Source organism: Paraburkholderia dioscoreae (assembly GCF_902459535.1).
Taxonomy (GTDB): Bacteria; Pseudomonadota; Gammaproteobacteria; order Burkholderiales; family Burkholderiaceae; genus Paraburkholderia; species Paraburkholderia dioscoreae.
Genome location: NZ_LR699553.1, coordinates 1404454 through 1424959, shown reverse-complemented (window position 1 = coordinate 1424959; position 20506 = coordinate 1404454). Strand labels below are relative to the sequence as shown.

The window sequence follows — 20506 nt, the reverse complement described above, 5'->3', positions numbered from 1 at the left end:
TTAGACGCTTTGGCGCGCCGCCGACTACCCGCGTCAAATCCCGCCTTATAGACGAAACCCTTCCAAGAGTCTGGTTTTGTTACAAAAAATCATGCAGGACGCTTGCCAAACGGCTCAAACAAAATGATAATAATTCGCATTAACGTTAGCTATGACGCCTGCCATGATTGTCTGTGTCTGCAAGTCTGTTTCTGACCGAAAGATCCGTGCCTCGATCGCGGACGGTGTCGATTCGTTCGACGAGCTTCAGTTCGAGCTCGGCGTCGCGTCCTGCTGCGGCAAGTGCGCGGAGTCCGTGCGCGACGTCATGATGCAGAGCGGCGTGTGCGCGACCCGGTGCGGTTTCGAGCATAATCAGCACGCTGTACCGCTGACGTTTTACGAACGCAAGGCTGCCTGAGACCGGGTTGCAAGGCGCGGCCACCGCCGCACCAAGGGCGCTCGCCGCCCACTGCCGTTCTCGCTGTTCACGCGTTATCCCACTGCCGTCAGCAAGCCAGTATTCGTACCAGCCAGCTACCCGCCTCACCCTTCAAAGGAGTTCGAGATGGAATTGCTGATTGGTTTCGTGACTACTTTGTTCATTTCGCTGCTGATTTTTCGAACATGACGACGTCTTGCCTGACGCGCTGCTTCCACAGCGCGCCGCCACGCTAATATGCCGGCCACGCATACCATTTCGGCCGGCACCATGCCGGCTTCGTCTTCCCGACTGAATTCCCGCGTCCTGACCGCAACTGCCGTGGTGGCAGTGATCCACGTCGCACTGCTGGCCGTGATCCTGACCTTGCGTCACGACCCCGTTCAGCCGGCCCTCGAATCGCATGTCATGACCGCGCAGTTGCTGCCGCCCACACCGGTTGCCGCGCCGGTCGCGATGCAGTCGATCGCGCCGCCCACGCCGACGCCGCCGGTTCATACCAAGCCCAAGGTCCAGCCCAAGCCGACCCCGACGCCCAAGCCCACGCCCAGACCGCTGCCCGAATCCGCCGCGCCTTCGCCTACGCCCGTCGCCGCGCCCGATCCGACGCTGGCCGCGCCGGTTGCACCGCCCGCGCCCGCCGCGCCGGCAATTAGCCGCCAGACGATGGAGATCAGCGCGCCCAAGAACGTCTCGCATCTCGATTGCAACATCGCCGAGCCCGACTATCCGGCGCTCTCCAAGCGTCGCGGCGAAACCGGCACCGCATATGTGAGGTTCGTGGTCGGCCTGACCGGCAAGCTCGAAAGCATCGAGCTGAAGAAGAGCAGCGGCTTCAGCCGCCTCGACGACGCCGCGCTCTCCGCCATGCACGCGAGCGCCTGCAAGCCATTTCTCGAGAACGGCCAACCGGTTCGGGCTGCCTATACCCAGCCTTTCGACTTCAATCTGCACGATTGAGACAGATTTCAAAAAAAAAGGAATTGCAATGCAAAACTACGGACTGGCGCACGTGTGGGCGCAAGGGGATTTCGTGACGCGCGGTATCGCGCTCACGCTGCTGATCATGTCGGTGATGTCGTGGACCGTGATCGTCATCAAAGGCTGGAATGTGATGCGCCTCAAGCGCCTCACGAAGAATGCCGAACAGGCGTTCTGGCATTCGGACGATCTCGCCGACGGCGTGAAGAAGCTCGGCGCCGGCTCGTCGACGCCGCAGGACAACCCGTTTCTCGCACTGGCGCTGTCGGGCCAGGAAGCGGCCGATCACCATCATCAGACGCAACCGCATCTGCACGATCGCATGGACGTGTCGGATTGGGTCACGCGCTGCCTGAAAGACACGATGGACGAAAGCGTCGCGCGCATGCAGAGCGGTCTCGCAATTCTCGCGTCGATCGGCAGCACGGCGCCGTTCGTCGGGCTGTTCGGCACGGTGTGGGGCATCTATCACGCGCTGCTGGCGATCGGCGCGAGCGGCCAGTCGTCGATCGATCAGGTCGCCGGCCCGGTCGGCGAAGCGCTGATCATGACCGCGTTTGGCCTGTTCGTCGCAATTCCGGCGGTGCTCGGCTACAACGCACTGACGCGCGCCAACAAGGCGGTCGTCGCCAAACTGAGCCGCTTTGCGCATGGCCTGCACGCATTCTTCGTGACGGGCGCGCGCCTGTCGTCGTCCAGACGCGGCGACGGCTTGCGTCTCGCCGCCCGCACGAACTGATCGACGAGGCACTCCGATGGCAATGAGCCCCTTTGCCGGCGACGATGACGACGGCCTGATGAACGAAATCAACATGACGCCGCTCGTCGACGTGATGTTGGTTCTCCTGATCGTGTTCATGGTGACGATCCCGGTGATTCGTCACGCGGTCAAGATCGATCTGCCGCATGCAAGCAGTCAGAAAGAAGACACCAAACCCGCCCAGGTGACAGTCGCGGTCGACGCGGACGGCAACGTCATGTGGGACGACAAAAAGGTTGACGACGCCACCCTGCGCGAGAAGATTGCGCAGGCCGCGCAAGCCAACCCGCAACCCGAGCTGCATCTCGACGCGGACCGCAAGGTGCCGTACGAAAAAGTGGCGGAAGTGATGTCGGCGGCCCAGGCCGGCGGCCTGACGAAGATCGGCTTCGTGACGCAACCGAAAACGAAGTGATGCGACAAAAAGCCCTTTAAACAGGGGCAAAAAAGTAAAAGGCCTTCATCGTCAGATGAAGGCCTTTTTTTGTGCGCACTCGGCGCCTTCGGGCGGCGGGATCATTTGCCATCGGTCGAAGATTGATAGCTGCTTGAGTCACCGCATGCGACAGCCGTGATCGACACGGACAGCGCGGTCAGCCCTATCAGGCCCGCTATGATAGCGGCCATGAGTTTCCGCATAAGAGACTCCTTAGCGAAGGGATTTCACTATAGGCCCGGTAGCGCGCGCATTCAAGCAAACGGCCATTGAAAGTACTCATGACAAGCCGCGCTTAAATGCTAAAAGCGATGTTGTGGCGCATGAGAAGTGCTATGACGCAATCGCGAACGCCGGCTGCGCCGCGCCTTTTTCCTCACGTGCGGGACACTCGCCCGTGATGTGCTTACCGTCGTCGGGATCGAGCATCTCGACCAGATAATCGACAAAAGCGCGCACCGCCGGCACCATCCCCTGGCGCGACACGAATACGGCGTACAACTGCGGCGTCGGGAATGTCCAGCCCGGCATGACCGGCGACAATTGTCCGGCTCGCAACGCGGCGCCGTACATCATTTCCGGCAACGCGGCGATGCCCACGCCAGCGAGCACCGCTTCACGGATCGTCATCAGATCGGCGGTCACGAGGCGCGGCTCGTGTTCATGCGCGTGCCGCGTGCCGTCCGGTGCGATCAGGTTGTAGACGTGGCGTCCGTCGCCGGTCGGCACGTCGAGCGTTTCGAAGCGGTTCAGATCGGCCGGCAGCAACGGCGGCGCATTCTGCTGCAACAGGCTCGGCGCGCCGACCAGCATCTGCTGCGTGCGCCATAGCGGCCGCACCACGATGTTGGCGTTTTCCGGCGGATCGGAGCGCACCCGCAGCGCGACGTCGACCGAATCCTCGAACAGATCGATCACGCGGTTCGTCACCCGCATCACAACGCGCACCTCGGGATAGCGATGCATGAATTCGGGCAGGATCTGCGACAGGATGGTCTGAGAAATCGTGACGGGCACGCTGACGCGCACCGTGCCGCGCGGCGAGGAACGCAGTTGCTGAACGACGTTGACGGCTGCCTGCGCCTCGCTCAGCATCGCCTGACAATGCTGGTAGAACAGTTGCCCGGCTTCGGTCAGCGCCAGCTTGCGCGTGGACCGCTGCAGCAGACGCACGCCGAGCGACGCTTCCAGCTCGGTCAGGCGGCGCGACAGTCGCGACTTGGAAATGCCCAGCACGCGTTCGGCGGCCGAAAAACCGCCATGTTCGACGACCTGCGAAAAATACATCAGGTCATTCAGATTATGTGAATCGATCTTCATCTCATCGTTCCAGTAATAGAACAATCCATTGCGTGAGGGCGGCTGGCACCCCGGAAAACGGTCCCTATAATAGCTCCATGTTTCAAAAATAACGCTATTCCCCATTTTTTGAGGTGACTTTGATGAGCACGAGCCGCACGATCGAACGCACGTTTCCCGCCGTTCGCACGACCGAGGGTGGCGGCTTTATCGTCCACCGCCCGTTTCCGACCCGCCTGCTGATGGACTTCGATCCGTTCCTGCTGCTCGACGAAATGGGGCCGATCGACTATGCGCCGGGCGAGGCCAAAGGCGCGCCCGACCATCCGCATCGCGGCTTCGAGACGGTGACCTATGTGCTCGAAGGCCAGTTCGGCCACAAGGATTCGGCCGGCCACTCCGGCACGCTGCACGCCGGCGACGTGCAGTGGATGACCGCGGGCGCGGGCGTCGTGCACAGCGAGATGCCGGACCCGTCGTTCGTCCGCACGGGTGGGCGCGTACACGGCTTGCAGTTGTGGGTGAATCTGCCGCGCCGCGACAAGATGATCGCGCCGCGCTACCAGGAAATGCCGTCCTCGAGCATTCCCGTGGCGACGTCCGCGGACGGCAAGGTGCGCGTCAAGGTGATCGCCGGCGAAGCGCTCGGCGTCAAAGCCGCGATCGAAACGCGTACGCCGATTCTGTACCAGCATTTCTCGCTGCAACCGGGCGCGACGATCCGGCAGCCGGTGCCGGCCGACTATCGCGTGTTCGCCTACAGCCTGTCCGGCCAAGGTTTCTACGGTGAAGGCGAAGCGCGTCAGGAAATCGGCGCGCAGAAAATGGTCGTGTTTCAGAACGACGGCGACTCCGTGACGCTCACGGCCGGCACGGAGCCGCTCGAAGTGCTGCTGCTGGGAGGCGTGCCGCTGAAGGAGCCGGTGGTGCGCTATGGCCCGTTCGTGATGAACACGGAAGACGAGATCCGCCAGGCTGTCGTCGATTACCAGGCCGGGCGCATGGGCGCGATCACGCATTGAGTTGAGTCGCAGGCGGGCGCGGCGCACGCACGCGGGCACACTCACGCGCAGCTTGTGCGGCGTCCCAAGGCGCGAAGGCCGGTAAGTTCGTTCACATTCGTTCACAATAGCGATTCAGGCCGCGCGCCGCTCAGTCATCACGAGCCTTGGCGCGCGGCGATTTCCGTCCCTGTTCAGGAGCGCGCATGGCAGAGTCCACCGTCACCGCCCACATCGGTTCGACGAATTTCCAGGTTCTTTTCGACGACGGCAAACACACGTGGCTGGCCGACGAACCCGAGTCGCTCGGCGGCGGTGATCGCGGGCCCACACCGGTCTCGTTGCTGTTGTCGAGCCTTGGCGCGTGCACGTCGATCACGCTGAAGATGTACGCTCAGCGCAAGGGCTGGCCGCTTGCCGACGTGCGCGTGACGCTCTCGCTCGAAACCGGCGAGGCGGGCACGACCATCGACCGCAGGATCGTGCTGGAAGGCGAACTGTCCGACGAGCAGCGGGAACGGCTCTTGCAAATTGCCAATCAGTGCCCGGTTCACAAGATCCTCACGCATTCGATCACGATCCGTTCCGGGCTCGCCGTCGCGTAATCGCTTTCATAGGAAGCCGTCGTTTTGAATTTCGAACACCTTATCCAGATCAACGACCCGTTGAATCCGTTTGTCGAATCCATGACCCGCGCGCAGTTGTGGGAGGGTCTCGTGCTGCGCGCCGAACAGCCGCAACTGTTCGTAATGGGACTCGACAGCTGCACGATTCTTTCGCGCGACGGCAACGTGCTCGAACGGGAACTGCACTACGGCCAGGCGACCGTGCGCGATCGCGTCACGCTGGAGGAGAGCCAAAGCGTGCGCTACGACATTCTGCAGACGGCAGACTACGTCGGCGGCTCGCTGACCATGACCATCGAGCAACCGGACGAACTGCAGTTGTTCCTGCGCTTCGAGTACGCAACCACGCTGCCCGAGTCGACCGATCCCGACGCGCACCAGACACAGGAAATCGTGAAGTCGGCGTATCGGGAGAACGATATCGATACCGTTCGGCTTATCCGTCAATACGTGCAAGCGAAGCAGGAGCCCGGCTCGCTGCATTGAATCCGGCGGGCGGGCTTCCCGCTGCGCTTCTCACTGCGCTTGCTATCGCCGGCAAGGCCGCCAATCGGCGCGGCGGCCTTCTTCCGTTTTCTCCGCCGATCCGCCACTTCATCGTACGACTATCGAAACTCAAATCCGATCAATTTCTCTTTCTTGTAAATAGGAATAGTTATCATTTAGAATTAACTCATCGAATCGACCAACAGCTAAAACCAATGACCGATCCCATGCGCCCTTCCACACTCAGCCTGCGCCGCCCCGCGGCCGCGCTGACCAGCCGTCCGAAAGCATCGACGGCAACGGCACCCGGCCAGAAGCCCGGCGCGGATCGCGCCAACGGTTCGGGCGGGACGTCGGAGCGGGTCGTACGCAGCGACGCACTGCTGCAAGGACATAGCCACGTCAGCATCGTGCACAACGGCGAAACCTACCAGTTGCGGGCAACGCGGCTGGGCAAGCTGATCCTGACGAAGTAAGGACGAACAGAGGTAAGTACCGGGTATTGTGGGGACCACCTCCCAGAGAGGTGTTGGGCATTAGCCAGCCACGACGGCTTGCACGTGAGAACTAGACCCCTTCGTGCAGACACCAAGCCAGCCGTCGCAGCCAGCCAGGCCGCTTTTTTGGTTCTCACTCGATGCGGCGACACGCAACGGCGTGTGCCGGTCATGCAGAAAATGGAAAAGCCGTGGGATGGTGTCATCTCCACGGCTTTCGTGTTTGGGCCGGCGTCGGCTGCTGCGTCAGGTCGCAGCGACAGGCCATGCGTTGCTTTGAAGCGTTATTTTGAAGCCCAGCCCCAGAACATCAACCACCATGCACTATCGACCACGGCCAGCGCCGCGACGAACCAGACCATCGCGAGGCCGCGCTGCACGAAGCGCTCGCTATAGCGACGCGTAACGAGCCACGCGAGCCATGCGCTCCACAGATTGGCGATCGCCAGAATCGCGATGCGCATGTCCGACGCCCACCACAACGACACATGCTCCGCGCGCAACAACGACAGCGTGGTAGCGGACAGGCCGAGGAACACGCCCGCGCCGGCTATCGGAATCAGCCCTTGCGTCAAATGATGCAGACGCACGGCATTGAAGCGCCCCAGCATGCGCGTCGCGCCCATCAGCAGGATCAGCAGCGCGGTGCCGTACACCAGCGCGGTGGCGAGGATGTAGCCGATCACCATCGTGCCGTCGAGCCACGAAAACACATCGTTCTGCTCGGGATAATGCGTGAACAGGAACCACGGCGCATTGGTGTCGAGCGGCCATGTAATGTCGTGATCGACCAGCCAGGTCGCGAAAAACATCTTCAGATCGACGAACCAGCGCGACGCGGTCCAGTGGAACGCGCCGATCGCAATGCCGAGCAGGCCGTACAGGATCAACGCCGTGTCCCACGCATTCGCCTGCTTGTCGCCCAACTGAACCACTTCCGACGACGGCGCGCGCCACGTCAACGCAATCGCGTCGCGGTGCCCGCTGCAGCGGCCGCACATATGGCAGGCCGATGCGCCCTTCATATTGCGCAACGGCACGAGCGGCGCGCAATTGATCGGAATCACCCGATGCCCATGCTCACCGTCCTTGTAGGAACGGCGCCATGCGTCCTCATCGACCTTGTAGTGGAACGGTGCGAGCCGCGCCAGAAGCGAAAAGACCCCGTTGACGGGGCACAGATACTTGCACCAGACACGCTTCTCGCGTCCGTATAGCAGGCCGATGATCATCGCCGCGAAGGTCGAGCCGCCGAGCACCAACAGCACGGCTTTCGGATACTGGTAGACACTCACCATCTGCCCGTAGATGGTCGTGATGCCGAACGCGACGAACGGCCAGCCGCCCCAGCGCATCCAGTGAGGAATCGCCCAGCCTCGTCCGTATTTGCTGGCGAATTCGGCGAGCGCGCCTTCGGGACAAAGCACGCCGCACCAGACACGGCCGAGCATGACCATCGAAAGCAGCACGAACGGCCACCAGATACCCCAGAAAACGAACTGCGCGGCGAGCGTGAGGTTGTTCCACAGGTGCGCCGTGTCGCCCGGCAGCGGCATCACCGCCGGCACCAGAATCAGGAACGCGTACACCGCCACCACGACCCACTGAATGCCGCGAATCGCGGCGCCGTGCCGCTGCATCCACTGCCCAACCGCTGCGAGGCGGCCAGGGCGGGTCATGACGGTGCTCATGCCGCACGCCCGGCGGCTTGCGGCACCGGCTTGCGATTCGCACGGCGCACCAGCAGATAAACCACCGCCCAGTACACCGCGTACGCCAGCAGATTCATCAGCGCCGGATGCGCGCGATAACCGGTCAACGTCGAGACCAGCGAACCGAAGGTGCTCGAGTCGTCGAGAATCGCCGACGAATTCCACATCTGGTCGACGAGCGTCGGCAGGATTTCCTTATCGATCAGCTTGTCGACACCAGTCTGGAACAGGCCCGCGCCGAGAAACAACAGCATGATTTCCGTGACGCGGAAAAAGAGCCGCCACGAGAAGAATTTGCCGCCCAGTTGCAGCACGTAGAAGGTCAGGAACGCGAGGCCGAGGCCGATCACGACCGCAAGCATCTGGCTGCCGTCCACGTGACCGGATTGGCCAAAGCCGAGGCCGTACAGGAAGATCACCGTTTCGCTGCCTTCACGCGCGATCGCCAACGCCACCAGCAGCGCGACGCCCCACCAGTTCGAATCGCGCTGGCTCTTTTGCAGCGACTGCTCCATGTCACGCTTCAGCGAGCGGCCGTGCTGCTTCATCCACAACACCATTTGCACGATCAGCACGCAGGCGATCAGCACCATCGCGGTCTGGAAATAATCCTGCGCGTCGCCGGAGAGCACTTCGGTGAAGCCGACCAGCGCCGCGCCGAGCGCCACCGCCGCGATCAACCCGGCTGCCACGCCGCCCCACAGATACGGCAAACCGCGGCGCGCATCGTCGTCGCCATTTTTCAGCCATGCGTACAGAATGCCGACGACCAGCAGCGCCTCGACACTTTCCCGCCACACGACGAACAGAATCTGACCCATCCAAGCTCTCCCTCTACCCTGCTACTGCCCCGGCGAGCGCACGAGCCGTGAAAAAGCCCGCGCTCGCGCCCCAAGCCGCTACTTCGCGACGATCACACCCTGCGCCTGCTGGTGAAAGTCGTCGAAAAACTTGTACTCGCCCGGTTCCAGCGGCGCGATCACGACGAACGAATCCGCACCCGGCGCCAATACCTTTTCTTTACGCAACTGCACGCTTTCGAATTCGGCCGCGCCCTTGCCGGTATTGCGCACCTCGATCTTGATGCGCTGCCCCGCGGGCACCTCGATGCGCGCCGGAGTCAGCTTGCCGTCGTTCATTTCCAGCTTGAAGGTCGGCAGGTCGGCTGCATGGGCCGCGCCTGCCAGCAAAACCGTGGCGGCGAAGGTTGCGATCTTTCGGTTAATTCTCATTAGCCTTTCCGGAAAACGCGGCGCCGTGGGGTTCATCAACGACGCGCCGCCTGCTGCATTGTTTCATTCAACTATTCGCCCGCGCGCGGCCACGCCGCGAAGCGTGGTCACACATGACGATACGCGGCGCTCAGTAGCCGCCCTTCTTGCCGATGCCGGCGAACGTGAAGTCGTATTCGAGCGTGATCGGCTTGAACCACGGACCCACGCCGGTTTCCTTGTCGACGTGGCGGCCGAAAGCCATGTGGCCGGTTTGCATCGGCGGCTCGACGATCATCTTCAGGTGATACTTGCCCGGACCTTGCAGCTTCACGTTGTCGCCGTAGTGCGGACCGTCGTTGGCGACCATCGCCATCATGTCGCCCTTCTGCGTCTGATTGGAGCCGGCTTTCGTCAGTTCATAACGCACCTGCAGGTACGGCATCCAGTCGCCTTCGGCGAAACCGGTCGGGTTGTTCTTGACCGCGTGGATGTCGGCTTCGAGGTGGATGTCCGAATCCGAAGCTTTGCGCATCATGCCTTCGGGCTCCATCGTGATCGGCTGCAGATAAACGGCGCCGATTTCCATGCCGCCCTGAATCTGCTGCTTGCCGATCGGGTATTCCGCCGCCGTTGCCGACAAAGCCGCGACCGCGGCCACCGCTGCTGCGCCGCCGCGCACAAATGAAGAAATCCGCATTGAAACTCCTTGTTTTTATCAGACTGGAATCGAACCCATTGGAACGGTGCGTTGCGCATGCCTTGACGCAGCGGCTGCGGGCCTGGCTTGAACACCGCGGCCGATCGCAGGCCATCGCATACGAACGTTAATGCGAACCATTCTCAATATTGGTCCAGTTTATCATCGATCGCAAGGGAGAACAATTCAGAACGCACGCAAAGCCTTATGCCAGCAGGGTCTTAAGGGGCTTTTAAGGAAGTGCGTGGCATGACGCGGCGCGCTGCCGGGCGAGCACCCGGCAGCAATTGACATGGGCGCGGCGCATTGCCGCGCCCCGCGGCGGGAGGACGCATTACTCGACGCCGGAGACGTGATCGCCGACGTTCGCGCCGAACACCCGCTGGCGCAGCAAGGCGAGCTGGTCGCGCGTCTGCGCGGCCTTTTCGAACTCGAGGTTCTTGGCGTGCTCCATCATCTGCTTTTCGAGCCGCTTGAGTTCTTTGGCAAGCTGCTTCTCGGACATGTCTTCGAACTTCGCGCGCGCCTGCTGTTCCTTCAGTTCGGCGCGGGCGTCGTCGACGTTGTACACGCCGTCGATAATGTCGCGAATCCGCTTGACCACCCCACGCGGCGTAATGCCGTTCTCGAGGTTGAAGGCGATCTGCTTGTTACGCCGCCGCTCGGTTTCGTCGATCGCGCGGCGCATCGAGTCGGTGACCCTGTCGGCGTAGAGAATCGCCTTGCCGTTCACATTCCGCGCCGCCCGGCCGATGGTCTGGATCAGCGAGCGCTCGGCGCGCAAAAAGCCTTCCTTGTCCGCGTCGAGAATCGCGACCAGCGACACTTCCGGGATATCCAGCCCTTCGCGCAACAGGTTGATCCCAACCAGCACGTCGAAGGTACCGAGCCGCAGATCGCGGATGATTTCGACCCGCTCCACCGTATCGATGTCGCTGTGCAGATAACGCACCTTGACGCCGTGGTCGGCCAGAAACTCGGTCAACTGCTCGGCCATGCGCTTGGTCAGCACGGTGACGAGCACGCGGTCGCCCACCTTGACGCGCTCGTTGATCTCGCCCAGCACGTCGTCGACCTGGCTACGCGCTGGCCGCACCTCGATTTCCGGATCGACGAGGCCGGTGGGACGCACCAGTTGCTCCGCCACCTGTCCGGCCGTCTTCTGCTCGTAGTCCGCCGGCGTGGCGGAAACGAACACCACCTGGCGCATCTTGCGTTCGAACTCGTTGAACTTGAGCGGCCGGTTATCGAGCGCGGACGGCAAGCGGAAACCGTAGTCGACCAGATTTTCTTTACGTGCCCGGTCGCCGTTGTACATGCCGTTCAACTGCCCGATCAGCACGTGCGACTCGTCGAGCATCATGATCGCGTCCGGCGGCAGGTAATCGACCAGCGTAGGCGGCGGCTCGCCGGGTGCCGCGCCGGAAAAGTGCCGCGAGTAGTTCTCGATGCCCTTGCAGAAACCCAGCTCCTGGAGCATTTCCAGGTCGAAGCGGGTGCGCTGTTCGAGCCGCTGCGCTTCGACCAGCTTGCCGCCGCTATAGAAGAATTCGAGCCGCTCGCGCAGTTCGGTCTTGATCGTTTCGACCGCGCGCACCACGGTATCGCGCGGCGTCACATAGTGCGACGACGGATATACCGTGAAACGCGGAATCTTCTGACGCACGCGTCCGGTAAGCGGATCGAACAACTGCAGCGTTTCGACTTCGTCGTCGAACAGTTCGACGCGCACCGCCATCTCGGCATGCTCGGCCGGGAAAATATCGATCGTATCGCCGCGCACGCGAAACGAGCCGCGCTGGAAGTCGGCTTCGTTGCGGTTGTACTGCATCGCGATCAGCCGCGCGATGATGTCGCGCTGGCCGAGTTTGTCGCCGGTGCGCAGCGTCAGGATCATCCGGTGGTATTCGGACGGATTGCCGATACCGTAAATGGCCGACACTGTTGCCACGATCACCACGTCGCGCCGCTCCATCAGGCTCTTGGTAGCCGACAGCCGCATCTGCTCGATGTGCTCGTTGATCGACGAGTCCTTCTCGATGAACAGGTCGCGCTGCGGCACGTACGCTTCCGGCTGGTAATAGTCGTAGTACGAGACGAAGTACTCGACCGCATTGCGCGGGAAGAACTCGCGGAACTCCGAATAGAGCTGCGCGGCGAGCGTCTTGTTCGGCGCGAACACGATGGCCGGGCGGCCGAGCCGCGCAATCGTGTTCGCCATTGTGAAAGTCTTGCCTGAACCGGTCACGCCAAGCAGCGTCTGGAACGCGAGGCCGTCCTCCACGCCTTCGACAAGCGTGTCGATCGCCGTGGGCTGATCGCCGGCAGGCGAATACGGCTGGTAGAGCTGGAACGGCGAGCCTTCGAAACTGACGAATTTGGATTCGTCGAGCGTATCTTCGGCTTCAGTCAGATGTTGTTCGGACATGTGGGGCGGCATCGGGCCTTGGGGCAAAGAACTATTCTAACGGGTTGCGGGAATCGACGATCGAGCGGGTCTGCGTAGGCTTTTCGAGGGTTCGCGCGGGTGTGGCCGGAGGCGATGTGGCGGCCGTTTGCAGGAGTCGCACGGCATTGGCTCACGGGCAGCCGGGCTTGCGTGTCCAGCCTCGGCCTTTACGGCAGCGAGCCGTTTTCCGGCCCTTTGCGGACGGTCTCACGGACAGAGCCGCTCATGGCACGTGGTATCGGAGTGCCTGTTTTTCAAGCAGAAATTTCCGGCCGGCCGGCTTTCTCGACCGAAAAATGGTCGCGAATTCGTTACAATGCGAAGTTGCGCTCGCTCGCCGCTGTCCGCAGTCCGTTTGCGCGTTGCGCCGGACGCCTCTGCTGGCCCCGGCCGTCCGCAATCGAAGCCGCCCTCTTTTCACTACTGCTGCCCACCCATCATGTCTCTGTTCTCCGCCGTCGAACTTGCTCCCCGCGACCCGATTCTGGGCCTGAACGAAGCCTTCAACGCCGATACGCGCACCACCAAGGTCAACCTTGGCGTCGGCGTGTACTTCAACGAAGAAGGCAAGATTCCGTTGCTGCGCGCCGTGCGCGACGCAGAAAAGGCCCGCGTCGATGCCGCGCTGCCGCGCGGGTATCTGCCGATCGAAGGCATCGCCGCTTACGATGCCGCTGTGCAGAAGCTGCTGCTCGGCAACGATTCGCCGCTGATCGCAGCGGGCCGCGTCGTGACGGCGCAGGCGCTGGGCGGCACGGGCGCGCTGAAGATCGGCGCGGACTTCCTGAAGCGCCTGAACCCGAACGCCAAGGTCGCGATCAGCGATCCGAGCTGGGAAAACCACCGTGCGCTGTTCGAAGGCTCAGGCTTCGAAGTCGTGTCGTACCCGTACTACGACGCGCACACCCACGGCGTGAATTTCGACGCCATGCTGAGCGCGCTGAACAGCTATGCCGCCGGCACGATCGTCGTGCTGCACGCGTGCTGCCACAACCCGACCGGCGTGGACCTCAACATCGAGCAATGGAAGCAGGTTGTCGAAGTCGTCAAGGCGCGCAATCTGGTGCCGTTCCTCGATATCGCCTACCAGGGTTTCGGCGACAACATCGAAGCGGACGCAGCGGCCGTCCGTCTGTTCGCCGCGGCGGAACTGAACGTGTTCGTGTCGTCGTCGTTCTCGAAATCGTTCTCGCTGTACGGCGAGCGCGTCGGCGCGCTGTCGATCATCACGGCCAGCAAGGAAGAAGCCGCTCGCGTGCTGTCGCAACTCAAGCGCGTGATCCGCACGAACTACTCGAACCCGCCGACGCACGGCGGCTCGGTGGTCGCGGCAGTGCTCGCGTCGCCGGAGCTGCGCGCCACGTGGGAAACGGAACTGGCCGAAATGCGCGACCGCATCCGCGCCATGCGCAACGGTCTGGTCGAACGGCTGAAGGCTAGCGGCGTGGATCGCGACTTCAGCTTCGTGAACGCGCAGCGCGGCATGTTCTCGTACTCAGGTCTGACGGCGCCGCAGGTGGACCGTCTGCGCGAAGAATTCGGCATCTACGCCGTGAGCACGGGTCGCATCTGCGTGGCCGCGCTGAATACGCGCAACCTGGACGCGGTGGCCAACGCGATCGCTCACGTATTGAAGTAAGGCATTGGAAAGCGCGGGCACGCATTGCACGCGCTTTGATGGAACTTGCACTTGCTTATGAAAACGGCGCTCTTTCGGGCGCCGTTTTTTTGTGGCCCGTGCGGTTCTTCAGCGCGAATCCCGGTGGATATCGTGCGTGACAAAGCCTGCGTCGTTATTCGGCATGTCGAGCCAATCCGGTTGCACGAGCGAACGGCGAATATCCTCCAGACCGCTTTGCCAGTGTTCACGCATGGTCGAAAGGCCGAACTGGAAGTCCTTGTAATGCCCTTCGTATTCTTTCTCACGGTAGATGAGATGAATCACGTTGTAGCGCTTCGAACACGACAGATCTTCCGCGAGTTTGCACCACGGATCGTCACGCTGATCCGCGGGCACGCGTTCCAGCACCTCGTGCAATACGTGCCGGAAACGCTGCGACCGCTGCAGCATGTCGGTCACGAGACGCGTGCGGCTCGAATACTGGATGTCCTTCATGCGCCCCTGGACGTCGGTGATGTTGTCCGGCACCGGCCCGATCGCGCTCCAGAGATCGACCTGGAACGCGAGCGTGTCGCGGCGCGGCGTGGACTGGATCACCTCGTAGAGCGGCGTGTTCGACATCAAACCGCCGTCCCAGTAATACTCGCCGTCGATCTCGACCGCCGCGAAGCCTGGCGGCAGCGCACCTGACGCCATGAAGTGCTCGGGCCTCAGTGTCGTGTGCGTGTTGTCGAAGTACGCGAAATTGCCCGTACCGCAATTGACCGCGCCCACCGAAACCCGCGTTTCGCGCGAATTGATCCGGTCGAAATCGCACAGCGCTTCGAGCGTGGCCTTCAGCGGCGTGGTGTCGTAGTAACTGGCCAGCTGCGGCGGTCCGGACACCGTGGGCAACGGCGGCGGGAAGCGCGGCACGAAAAAGCCCTTTTGCCCCTCGACGATGGCGCCCATTGCCTGGGTTGCCGTGAACGCCTTGCGTACGGCTTCGCTGGAGTTGAACAGCGCGTGCTCGATAAACGTGGGCAACGATGGGCCGAAAGCCGGCTGACAGATCGTCTCCCAGAATTGCCGCAGCCGCTCCACGCGCTTCTCCGGCGGATTGCCGGCAATAATGGCCGTATTCAACGCGCCGATCGAAATGCCGGCGAGCCAGTTCGGCTCGATGCCGGCTTCGTGAAGGCCCTGAAAGACGCCGGCCTGATAGGCGCCTAACGCACCGCCACCTTGCAGCATCAGGGCAACGGTTTCGTAATCAGGCAAATGGATGTGCCGGCCGGGGTGCACGGCGGGCGCCGGACCGGCGCCCTCGCCTTCCCCGTCGCCGGGCGCGCCGGCGCGCGCCCGCTTGAGATTGCGTTGCGCCATGGGCGCCTCCTTATTGCATATACCAGCCGTGGCTCACAATAAAGGACTGCCCGGTGAGCGCCGCCGTCGGGAAGGTCGACAGGAACAGCACCGTCTGCGCGACGTCTTCCACCGTGGTGAAGACACCGTCGACCGTACCGCCCAGCATGACGCGCTTCACCACGTCTTCCTCGCTGATGCCGAGCTCCTTGGCCTGCTCGGGGATCTGCTTGTCGACGAGCGGCGTGCGCACGAAACCCGGACACACCACATGCGAGCGCACGTTGTGCTTTGCGCCTTCTTTGGCGAGCACGCGCGAGAGGCCCAGCAGTGCGTGCTTTGCCGTCACATAAGCCGATTTGAGCGGCGACGCTTCATGCGAATGGACCGAACCCATGTAGATCACGATGCCGCCGCGATCATCTTTGTACATGTGCTTGAGCGCTGCCTTGGTGGTCAGGAAGGCGCCGTCCACGTGGATCGCCTGCATCTTCTTCCAGTCTGAAAACGAATAGTTTTCGATCGGATTGACGATCTGGATGCCTGCGTTGGAAATGAGAATGTCAACCGAGCCGAGTTCCGCGGCCACCTTGTCGATGCCCTGGTTGACGGCGTCTTCGTTCGTGACGTCCATCGCCACACCGATTGCCTTGCCGCCGCCCTTTCTGATTTCTTCAGCAACGGCATTCGCCCCGTCCTGGTTCAGATCGGCGATCGCGACCGCCGCGCCCGCTGCGGAAAGGGTCAGCGCAATCTGCTTGCCGATGCCGCTTGCGGCGCCGGTAACCACCGCGACTTTGCCATTCAGATTTGTGTTCAGTGAAGACATCCAGAACCTCCATGCAGTTGATGAGCAATGAGACCACGGGCCGCCGGCGGCGTGAAGTCAGCCAAACGGCATAGGCCGTTCGGCCGGATGCTGCAGTGCGGCCAACGCTGCTATTGTGCATGAACCGTGTGAACTCCATCGGTAAAAAGCGTGTTGCAGCTTATCTCTTTAAACTGGACGTTTTCAGCGGGATTCCGGTGGCATCACCAACAAGGAGGAATGCATGAATTATCGACGACTGGGCCGCTCCGGCCTGCAAGTGAGCGAACTGTCAATCGGCTCGTGGGTCACCTACGGCAACCAGGTGGACAATCGCGCGGCGCGCGAATCGCTCGCGGCGGCGCGCGATGCGGGAGTCAACTTCTTCGACAACGCCGAGGTCTATGCCGGCGGCAAATCCGAAGAAATCATGGGCCAGGCGCTCAAGGAACTGGCTTGGCCGCGCGTGAGCTATGTGGTGTCGACGAAATTCTTCTGGGGCCTCGCGGAAGCGCCGAACCAGTACCACACGTTGAACCGCAAATATCTGCTGAATGCGATCGACGCGTCGCTGAAACGTCTGCAACTCGACTATGTCGACCTGGTGTTCTGTCATCGTCCTGACCCGAACACGCCGGTGGAGGAAACCGTCTGGGCCATGAGCGACATGATCACTCGCGGCAAGGCGCTGTACTGGGGCACCTCCGAATGGAGCGCCGATGAAATCCGCGCCGCTTATGACATCGCGCAACGGCATCATCTGCACACGCCGGTCATGGAGCAGCCGCAGTACAACCTGTTCCATCGCAACCGCGTCGAGCAGGAATACAAGCGGCTCTACGAGGATATCGGCCTCGGCCTGACCACCTGGAGCCCGCTGGCGTCCGGCCTGCTGACCGGCAAATACCGCAACGGCGTGCCAGCCGACAGCCGCGCGCAATTGCAAGGCTACGACTGGCTGCGCAAGCAGGTCACCGACGCGGGCAAGAACGACGTGGTCGGCAAGCTCGGCGAAGTGGCGGACGAGCTGGGCTGCACGGTCGGTCAGCTCGCCATTGGCTGGATTCTGAAAAATCCCAACGTCAGCACGGTGATCACGGGTGCGTCGCGGGTCGAACAGATCGGCGAAAACATGAAGTCCGCCGAGGTGGCAGGACGGATCACGCCGGAGTTCAAGGAGCGGATCGAGGAAATTATCGGCGACGCGCACGACTGACCGGGGTGGCACCCGAGAGCGCGTAACATGAATCGGCGGATCGCGGCCGGGATCGTGTTACGCGGCGCTCACGGCAAAGCGCGGTGCGCATCGCGGCGTCGCGTACAATACGCGGCCGCGCTGCACACCGGCGCCGTATGCCCGTTGTGCAGCCGCATTGCATCCGCAGCGCCGAATCCGCCCCGGAGCGGCATGCCCTCTTTCAGCGTCTCCTCATCATGCTCAGCTACCGCCACGCCTTTCATGCAGGCAATCACGCCGACGTTCTGAAACACGCCGTCGTGTTGCAGCTCTTGCGTTACCTTGGCCAGAAGGACAAATCCTACTGGTATATCGACACGCATGCGGGCGCCGGCGTCTATTCGCTGAAGGAAGGTTACGCGACCAAAACCGGCGAGTTCCGGACTGGCATCGCCAGATTGTGGGAGCGCAACGATCTTCCGCCGATGTTCGCCGACTACGTCGACGAAGTCAGCGCGCTCAATCCAGACGGCCAGTTACGCTTCTATCCCGGCTCGCCGTATATCGCGTGGCGGCAGATGCGTGAGCAGGATCGCATGCGTCTGTTCGAACTGCACACCACCGAAATCGACGTGCTGCGCCACAATTTCCGCGACGCGGGCCGCCGCGCCATGCTGTATGCGGGCGACGGCTTCGACGGCATTCTCGCCTTGCTGCCGCCAGCGCCGCGCCGCGCGCTGGTGCTGCTCGATCCGTCGTATGAGGACAAGCGCGACTACACACGCACGCTGCGCTGTGTCGAAGAAAGCCTGAAGCGTTTCCCGACCGGCACGTATGCCGTCTGGTATCCGCAAGTGAGGCGTCCTGAGTCGCTGCGTTTTCCCGATCAGTTGAAGAAACTGCAGGACAAAAACTGGCTGCACGTGAGCCTGACGGTCAGCAATCCGCCTGAAGACGGTTTTGGACTTTTCGGCAGTGGCATGTTCATCCTGAACCCGCCATACACACTGGCAAAAACGCTGAAAGACCAGATGCCATGGCTCGTCAAGGTGCTAGGAGAAGACAACGCCGCACAGTTCAAGGTGGAATATCGCGGCGACTGAGCTTCATGGTGTGGTGGTGAGCTTTGGTTGGCTGCGAGCTCTTTCGTGACCGCTGGCGTACGCAGTTCGTCTGGACTGTGAGCGTTGTGCCCGGCTACGCGCGACGCGCGCAGCCGGCTGCTCGGCGAGTCACTCCCGCCGCCTACTTGAGTTGCGCCGCGGCCTTGCGGGCGAAGTCGTTGGTATAGGTCGCGTTCAGGTCGATCTTTTTCGGATCGAGCCGGTTATCGAACGAGGACAACGCGCGCAATGACGTCGCCGGACCGTCCGCGGGCATCAGGCCGTCCGGCGAATAGGCGTCGCGCACGTTGTGGAACGCTTCCACATAAAGCGTCGGGTCGTTGAGCAGATAGGCCGGCGGCACCATCTTCAGCAGATCGGCATCGCTCGCGGTCTGCAACCAATGATCCGCGCGCACGATCGCATTGGCGAGCGCCTGCGTGGTCTTCGGGTACTTCTGGATGAAACTGTCTGAGGCATAAAGTGTCGCCGCCGGCATCGTCCCGCCGAACACCTCTTGCGTGCCCTCCACCGTGCGCGTGTCGACCAGCACCTTGATCGCACCGCTGCGAGCCAGTTTGGTCATCATCGGATCGACGTTGGAGAGCGCGTCGATCTGGCCGCCGCTCACCGCCGCGAGCACGGCGGCGCCGCTGCCCACGCCGATCGCCGAAATCTCGTTGCGCTGGACGCCGGCTTTGCGCAGAGCCACGGTGAGCACGAGATCCGTCGACGAACCCGGCGCGCTCACGCCGACTTTCGCGCCTTTGAAATCCGCCATTGTCTTGAGTTGATCGGCCTTCGATTTCAGCACCGCCACAACGATCTGCGGCGCGCGTCCCATCAATGCGAACGCCCGGTAGTGCTGCCCTTTTTCCTGCATGAACAGCGTGTGCTCGAATGCGCCTGCGCCCACGTCGGCGCTGCCACCTACCACCGCTTCCAGCGCTTTCGATCCGCCCGCGAAGTCTTCGAGCGTGACATCGAGGCCTTCGTCCTTGAAGTAGCCCAACTGTTGAGCGGTGAGTACCGGCAGATAGTAAAGACCCGGCAGACCACCGACGGCCATTGTCAGCGCGGGCTTCTCCGGCGTGTCTTTGGCGAGCGCGGTGCCGGGTAGCGCAACCAGCGCGAGCACCGTGACGCAAGCGCTGGCAGCCTGTCGCATCCAGTAAATCGGCATTCGATGTCTCCTTGTTCTGTTTATCGTCGATACGGCGGCGCAGGCTTGATGCGGACCTGAGTCGCGGGCGATAGACCGCGCGATGATTGTCGTCTGACGGTTTCGCCCGCGCCATGCGCCCAAACCCCAATGGTGCATGCCGCTGCGGCTCGTCAACCGCACGAGACACAGGCGTGCCGGCGTACGCGCGGCGGCTGCGGACGGCTACTCGCGGAAGCGTCAATGGAAAGGGAGAAGAGCGGCCGGGAGCAATCGGGCCGCGAGCGCTTATTGCGGACGAGGCGCTGGACGGGGCTGCGACTGCGGTGGCATGGCCCCGCCTGCAGGCAACTGGATATACGGCGCAACGACGATCGGGATCGACGAATTCGGCGCCAGTTCGGCCGGTGTTGCGATGGGCTGCGCCTCGACGATCGGCTGCCGCGAAAGCGGCGCGGTCTGGAGCACGGTTCCGCTCTGACCGTCGCTGATACCGTTCTGCGAGTCGAGAATCACCGGCTTGCGCGCGCTGGTCGACGCGGCAGAAGCGTTCGACATGGCAAAGACCGGTGTCAGCGAGGCTGCAAGGGTCAGGACCAGGATGGATGGAAGCGTGCGGACAGGTGACATGGGCGGACCGGTTGAGTTTGAGAAGCCGGATTGCGCGGAAAACGCTTTACCTTACCGCGACGGTAGGCGCGAGGCTAGTCGA

Annotated in this window: 21 protein-coding genes; 11 read left to right on the top strand and 10 right to left on the bottom strand. The window is 62.4% G+C overall.

What is annotated here, in order from left to right:
• Positions 1–163: 163 nt before the first annotated feature.
• From PDMSB3_RS06440 to PDMSB3_RS06425, 4 genes are all read left to right on the top strand, one after another.
• A complete protein-coding gene (locus PDMSB3_RS06440) occupies positions 164–400 on the top strand; it encodes a (2Fe-2S)-binding protein (protein ID WP_035516932.1) in 237 nt (78 codons plus the stop codon).
• A 258-nt stretch (positions 401–658) separates the two neighbouring features.
• Positions 659–1381, top strand: a complete 723-nt coding sequence (locus PDMSB3_RS06435; RefSeq protein WP_165185437.1) for an energy transducer TonB — start codon at positions 659–661, stop codon at positions 1379–1381.
• Positions 1382–1409: 28 nt separating this feature from the next.
• Positions 1410–2141 (top strand): MotA/TolQ/ExbB proton channel family protein, encoded by a 732-nt coding sequence (locus PDMSB3_RS06430; protein WP_007175549.1) that lies wholly within the window; start codon positions 1410–1412, stop codon positions 2139–2141.
• Positions 2142–2157: 16 nt separating this feature from the next.
• On the top strand, positions 2158–2577 hold the full coding sequence (locus PDMSB3_RS06425; protein ID WP_007175550.1) for an ExbD/TolR family protein: 420 nt from the start codon (positions 2158–2160) through the stop codon (positions 2575–2577).
• Positions 2578–2931: 354 nt separating this feature from the next.
• Here the strand turns inward: PDMSB3_RS06425 and PDMSB3_RS06420 are convergent, their stop codons facing one another.
• On the bottom strand, positions 2932–3918 hold the full coding sequence (locus tag PDMSB3_RS06420) for a LysR family transcriptional regulator (protein ID WP_035516308.1): 987 nt from the start codon (positions 3916–3918) through the stop codon (positions 2932–2934).
• 122 nt (positions 3919–4040) lie between these two features.
• On the opposite strand from PDMSB3_RS06420, the gene PDMSB3_RS06415 reads away from it, so the two are divergent.
• The 4 genes from PDMSB3_RS06415 to PDMSB3_RS06400 all read left to right on the top strand — a co-directional run bounded on the left by PDMSB3_RS06415 (position 4041) and on the right by PDMSB3_RS06400 (position 6486).
• Positions 4041–4919 carry a pirin family protein gene (locus PDMSB3_RS06415; RefSeq protein WP_007175553.1) on the top strand — a complete coding sequence of 293 codons (879 nt, stop codon included), beginning with the start codon at positions 4041–4043 and terminating at the stop codon, positions 4917–4919.
• A gap of 185 nt (positions 4920–5104) precedes the next feature.
• Positions 5105–5503: an OsmC family protein gene (locus PDMSB3_RS06410; protein WP_007175554.1), complete on the top strand. Its 399-nt coding sequence runs from the start codon at positions 5105–5107 to the stop codon at positions 5501–5503.
• Positions 5504–5527: 24 nt separating this feature from the next.
• Positions 5528–6010 (top strand): SRPBCC family protein, encoded by a 483-nt coding sequence (locus PDMSB3_RS06405; protein WP_007175555.1) that lies wholly within the window; start codon positions 5528–5530, stop codon positions 6008–6010.
• Between the two features lie 215 nt (positions 6011–6225).
• A complete protein-coding gene (locus PDMSB3_RS06400; RefSeq protein WP_007175556.1) occupies positions 6226–6486 on the top strand; it encodes a hemin uptake protein HemP in 261 nt (86 codons plus the stop codon).
• 305 nt (positions 6487–6791) lie between these two features.
• Here the strand turns inward: PDMSB3_RS06400 and PDMSB3_RS06395 are convergent, their stop codons facing one another.
• The 5 genes from PDMSB3_RS06395 to uvrB all read right to left on the bottom strand — a co-directional run bounded on the left by PDMSB3_RS06395 (position 6792) and on the right by uvrB (position 12558).
• Positions 6792–8198, bottom strand: coding sequence for a 4Fe-4S binding protein (locus tag PDMSB3_RS06395; RefSeq protein WP_007175557.1), 1407 nt, complete (start codon positions 8196–8198; stop codon positions 6792–6794).
• Positions 8195–9040 (bottom strand): FTR1 family iron permease, encoded by an 846-nt coding sequence (locus PDMSB3_RS06390; RefSeq protein ID WP_007175558.1) that lies wholly within the window; start codon positions 9038–9040, stop codon positions 8195–8197. Before PDMSB3_RS06390 ends, PDMSB3_RS06395 begins: the two co-directional genes overlap by 4 nt.
• Positions 9041–9118: 78 nt before the next feature.
• Positions 9119–9451 (bottom strand): cupredoxin domain-containing protein, encoded by a 333-nt coding sequence (locus PDMSB3_RS06385; RefSeq protein WP_035516310.1) that lies wholly within the window; start codon positions 9449–9451, stop codon positions 9119–9121.
• A 130-nt stretch (positions 9452–9581) separates the two neighbouring features.
• Positions 9582–10130 (bottom strand): iron transporter, encoded by a 549-nt coding sequence (locus PDMSB3_RS06380; RefSeq protein WP_007175560.1) that lies wholly within the window; start codon positions 10128–10130, stop codon positions 9582–9584.
• 334 nt (positions 10131–10464) lie between these two features.
• Entirely contained in the window at positions 10465–12558 is a 2094-nt protein-coding gene (uvrB, locus tag PDMSB3_RS06375; protein WP_165185434.1) for an excinuclease ABC subunit UvrB, read from the bottom strand.
• Between the two features lie 460 nt (positions 12559–13018).
• On the opposite strand from uvrB, the gene PDMSB3_RS06370 reads away from it, so the two are divergent.
• Positions 13019–14218: an amino acid aminotransferase gene (locus PDMSB3_RS06370; RefSeq protein ID WP_007175562.1), complete on the top strand. Its 1200-nt coding sequence runs from the start codon at positions 13019–13021 to the stop codon at positions 14216–14218.
• Positions 14219–14326: 108 nt separating this feature from the next.
• Here the strand turns inward: PDMSB3_RS06370 and PDMSB3_RS06365 are convergent, their stop codons facing one another.
• Positions 14327–15565: a DUF3734 domain-containing protein gene (locus PDMSB3_RS06365; RefSeq protein ID WP_007175563.1), complete on the bottom strand. Its 1239-nt coding sequence runs from the start codon at positions 15563–15565 to the stop codon at positions 14327–14329.
• Positions 15566–15575: 10 nt separating this feature from the next.
• On the bottom strand, positions 15576–16373 hold the full coding sequence (locus PDMSB3_RS06360) for a 3-hydroxybutyrate dehydrogenase (RefSeq protein WP_007175564.1): 798 nt from the start codon (positions 16371–16373) through the stop codon (positions 15576–15578).
• Between the two features lie 223 nt (positions 16374–16596).
• Between PDMSB3_RS06360 and PDMSB3_RS06355 the strand changes: the two genes are divergently transcribed.
• Together PDMSB3_RS06355 and PDMSB3_RS06350 are read left to right on the top strand one after the other, a co-directional pair.
• Positions 16597–17568, top strand: coding sequence for a potassium channel beta subunit family protein (locus tag PDMSB3_RS06355; protein ID WP_165185432.1), 972 nt, complete (start codon positions 16597–16599; stop codon positions 17566–17568).
• A gap of 218 nt (positions 17569–17786) precedes the next feature.
• Positions 17787–18632: a 23S rRNA (adenine(2030)-N(6))-methyltransferase RlmJ gene (locus tag PDMSB3_RS06350; protein WP_035516315.1), complete on the top strand. Its 846-nt coding sequence runs from the start codon at positions 17787–17789 to the stop codon at positions 18630–18632.
• Between the two features lie 142 nt (positions 18633–18774).
• Here the strand turns inward: PDMSB3_RS06350 and PDMSB3_RS06345 are convergent, their stop codons facing one another.
• Both PDMSB3_RS06345 and PDMSB3_RS06340 read right to left on the bottom strand, forming a co-directional pair.
• The gene (locus PDMSB3_RS06345; RefSeq protein WP_007175567.1) at positions 18775–19815 is read right to left on the bottom strand and encodes an ABC transporter substrate-binding protein; all 1041 of its coding nucleotides are present in this window, start codon (positions 19813–19815) and stop codon (positions 18775–18777) included.
• Positions 19816–20082: 267 nt separating this feature from the next.
• Positions 20083–20424: a hypothetical protein gene (locus PDMSB3_RS06340; RefSeq protein ID WP_007175568.1), complete on the bottom strand. Its 342-nt coding sequence runs from the start codon at positions 20422–20424 to the stop codon at positions 20083–20085.
• Positions 20425–20506 lie beyond the last annotated feature (82 nt).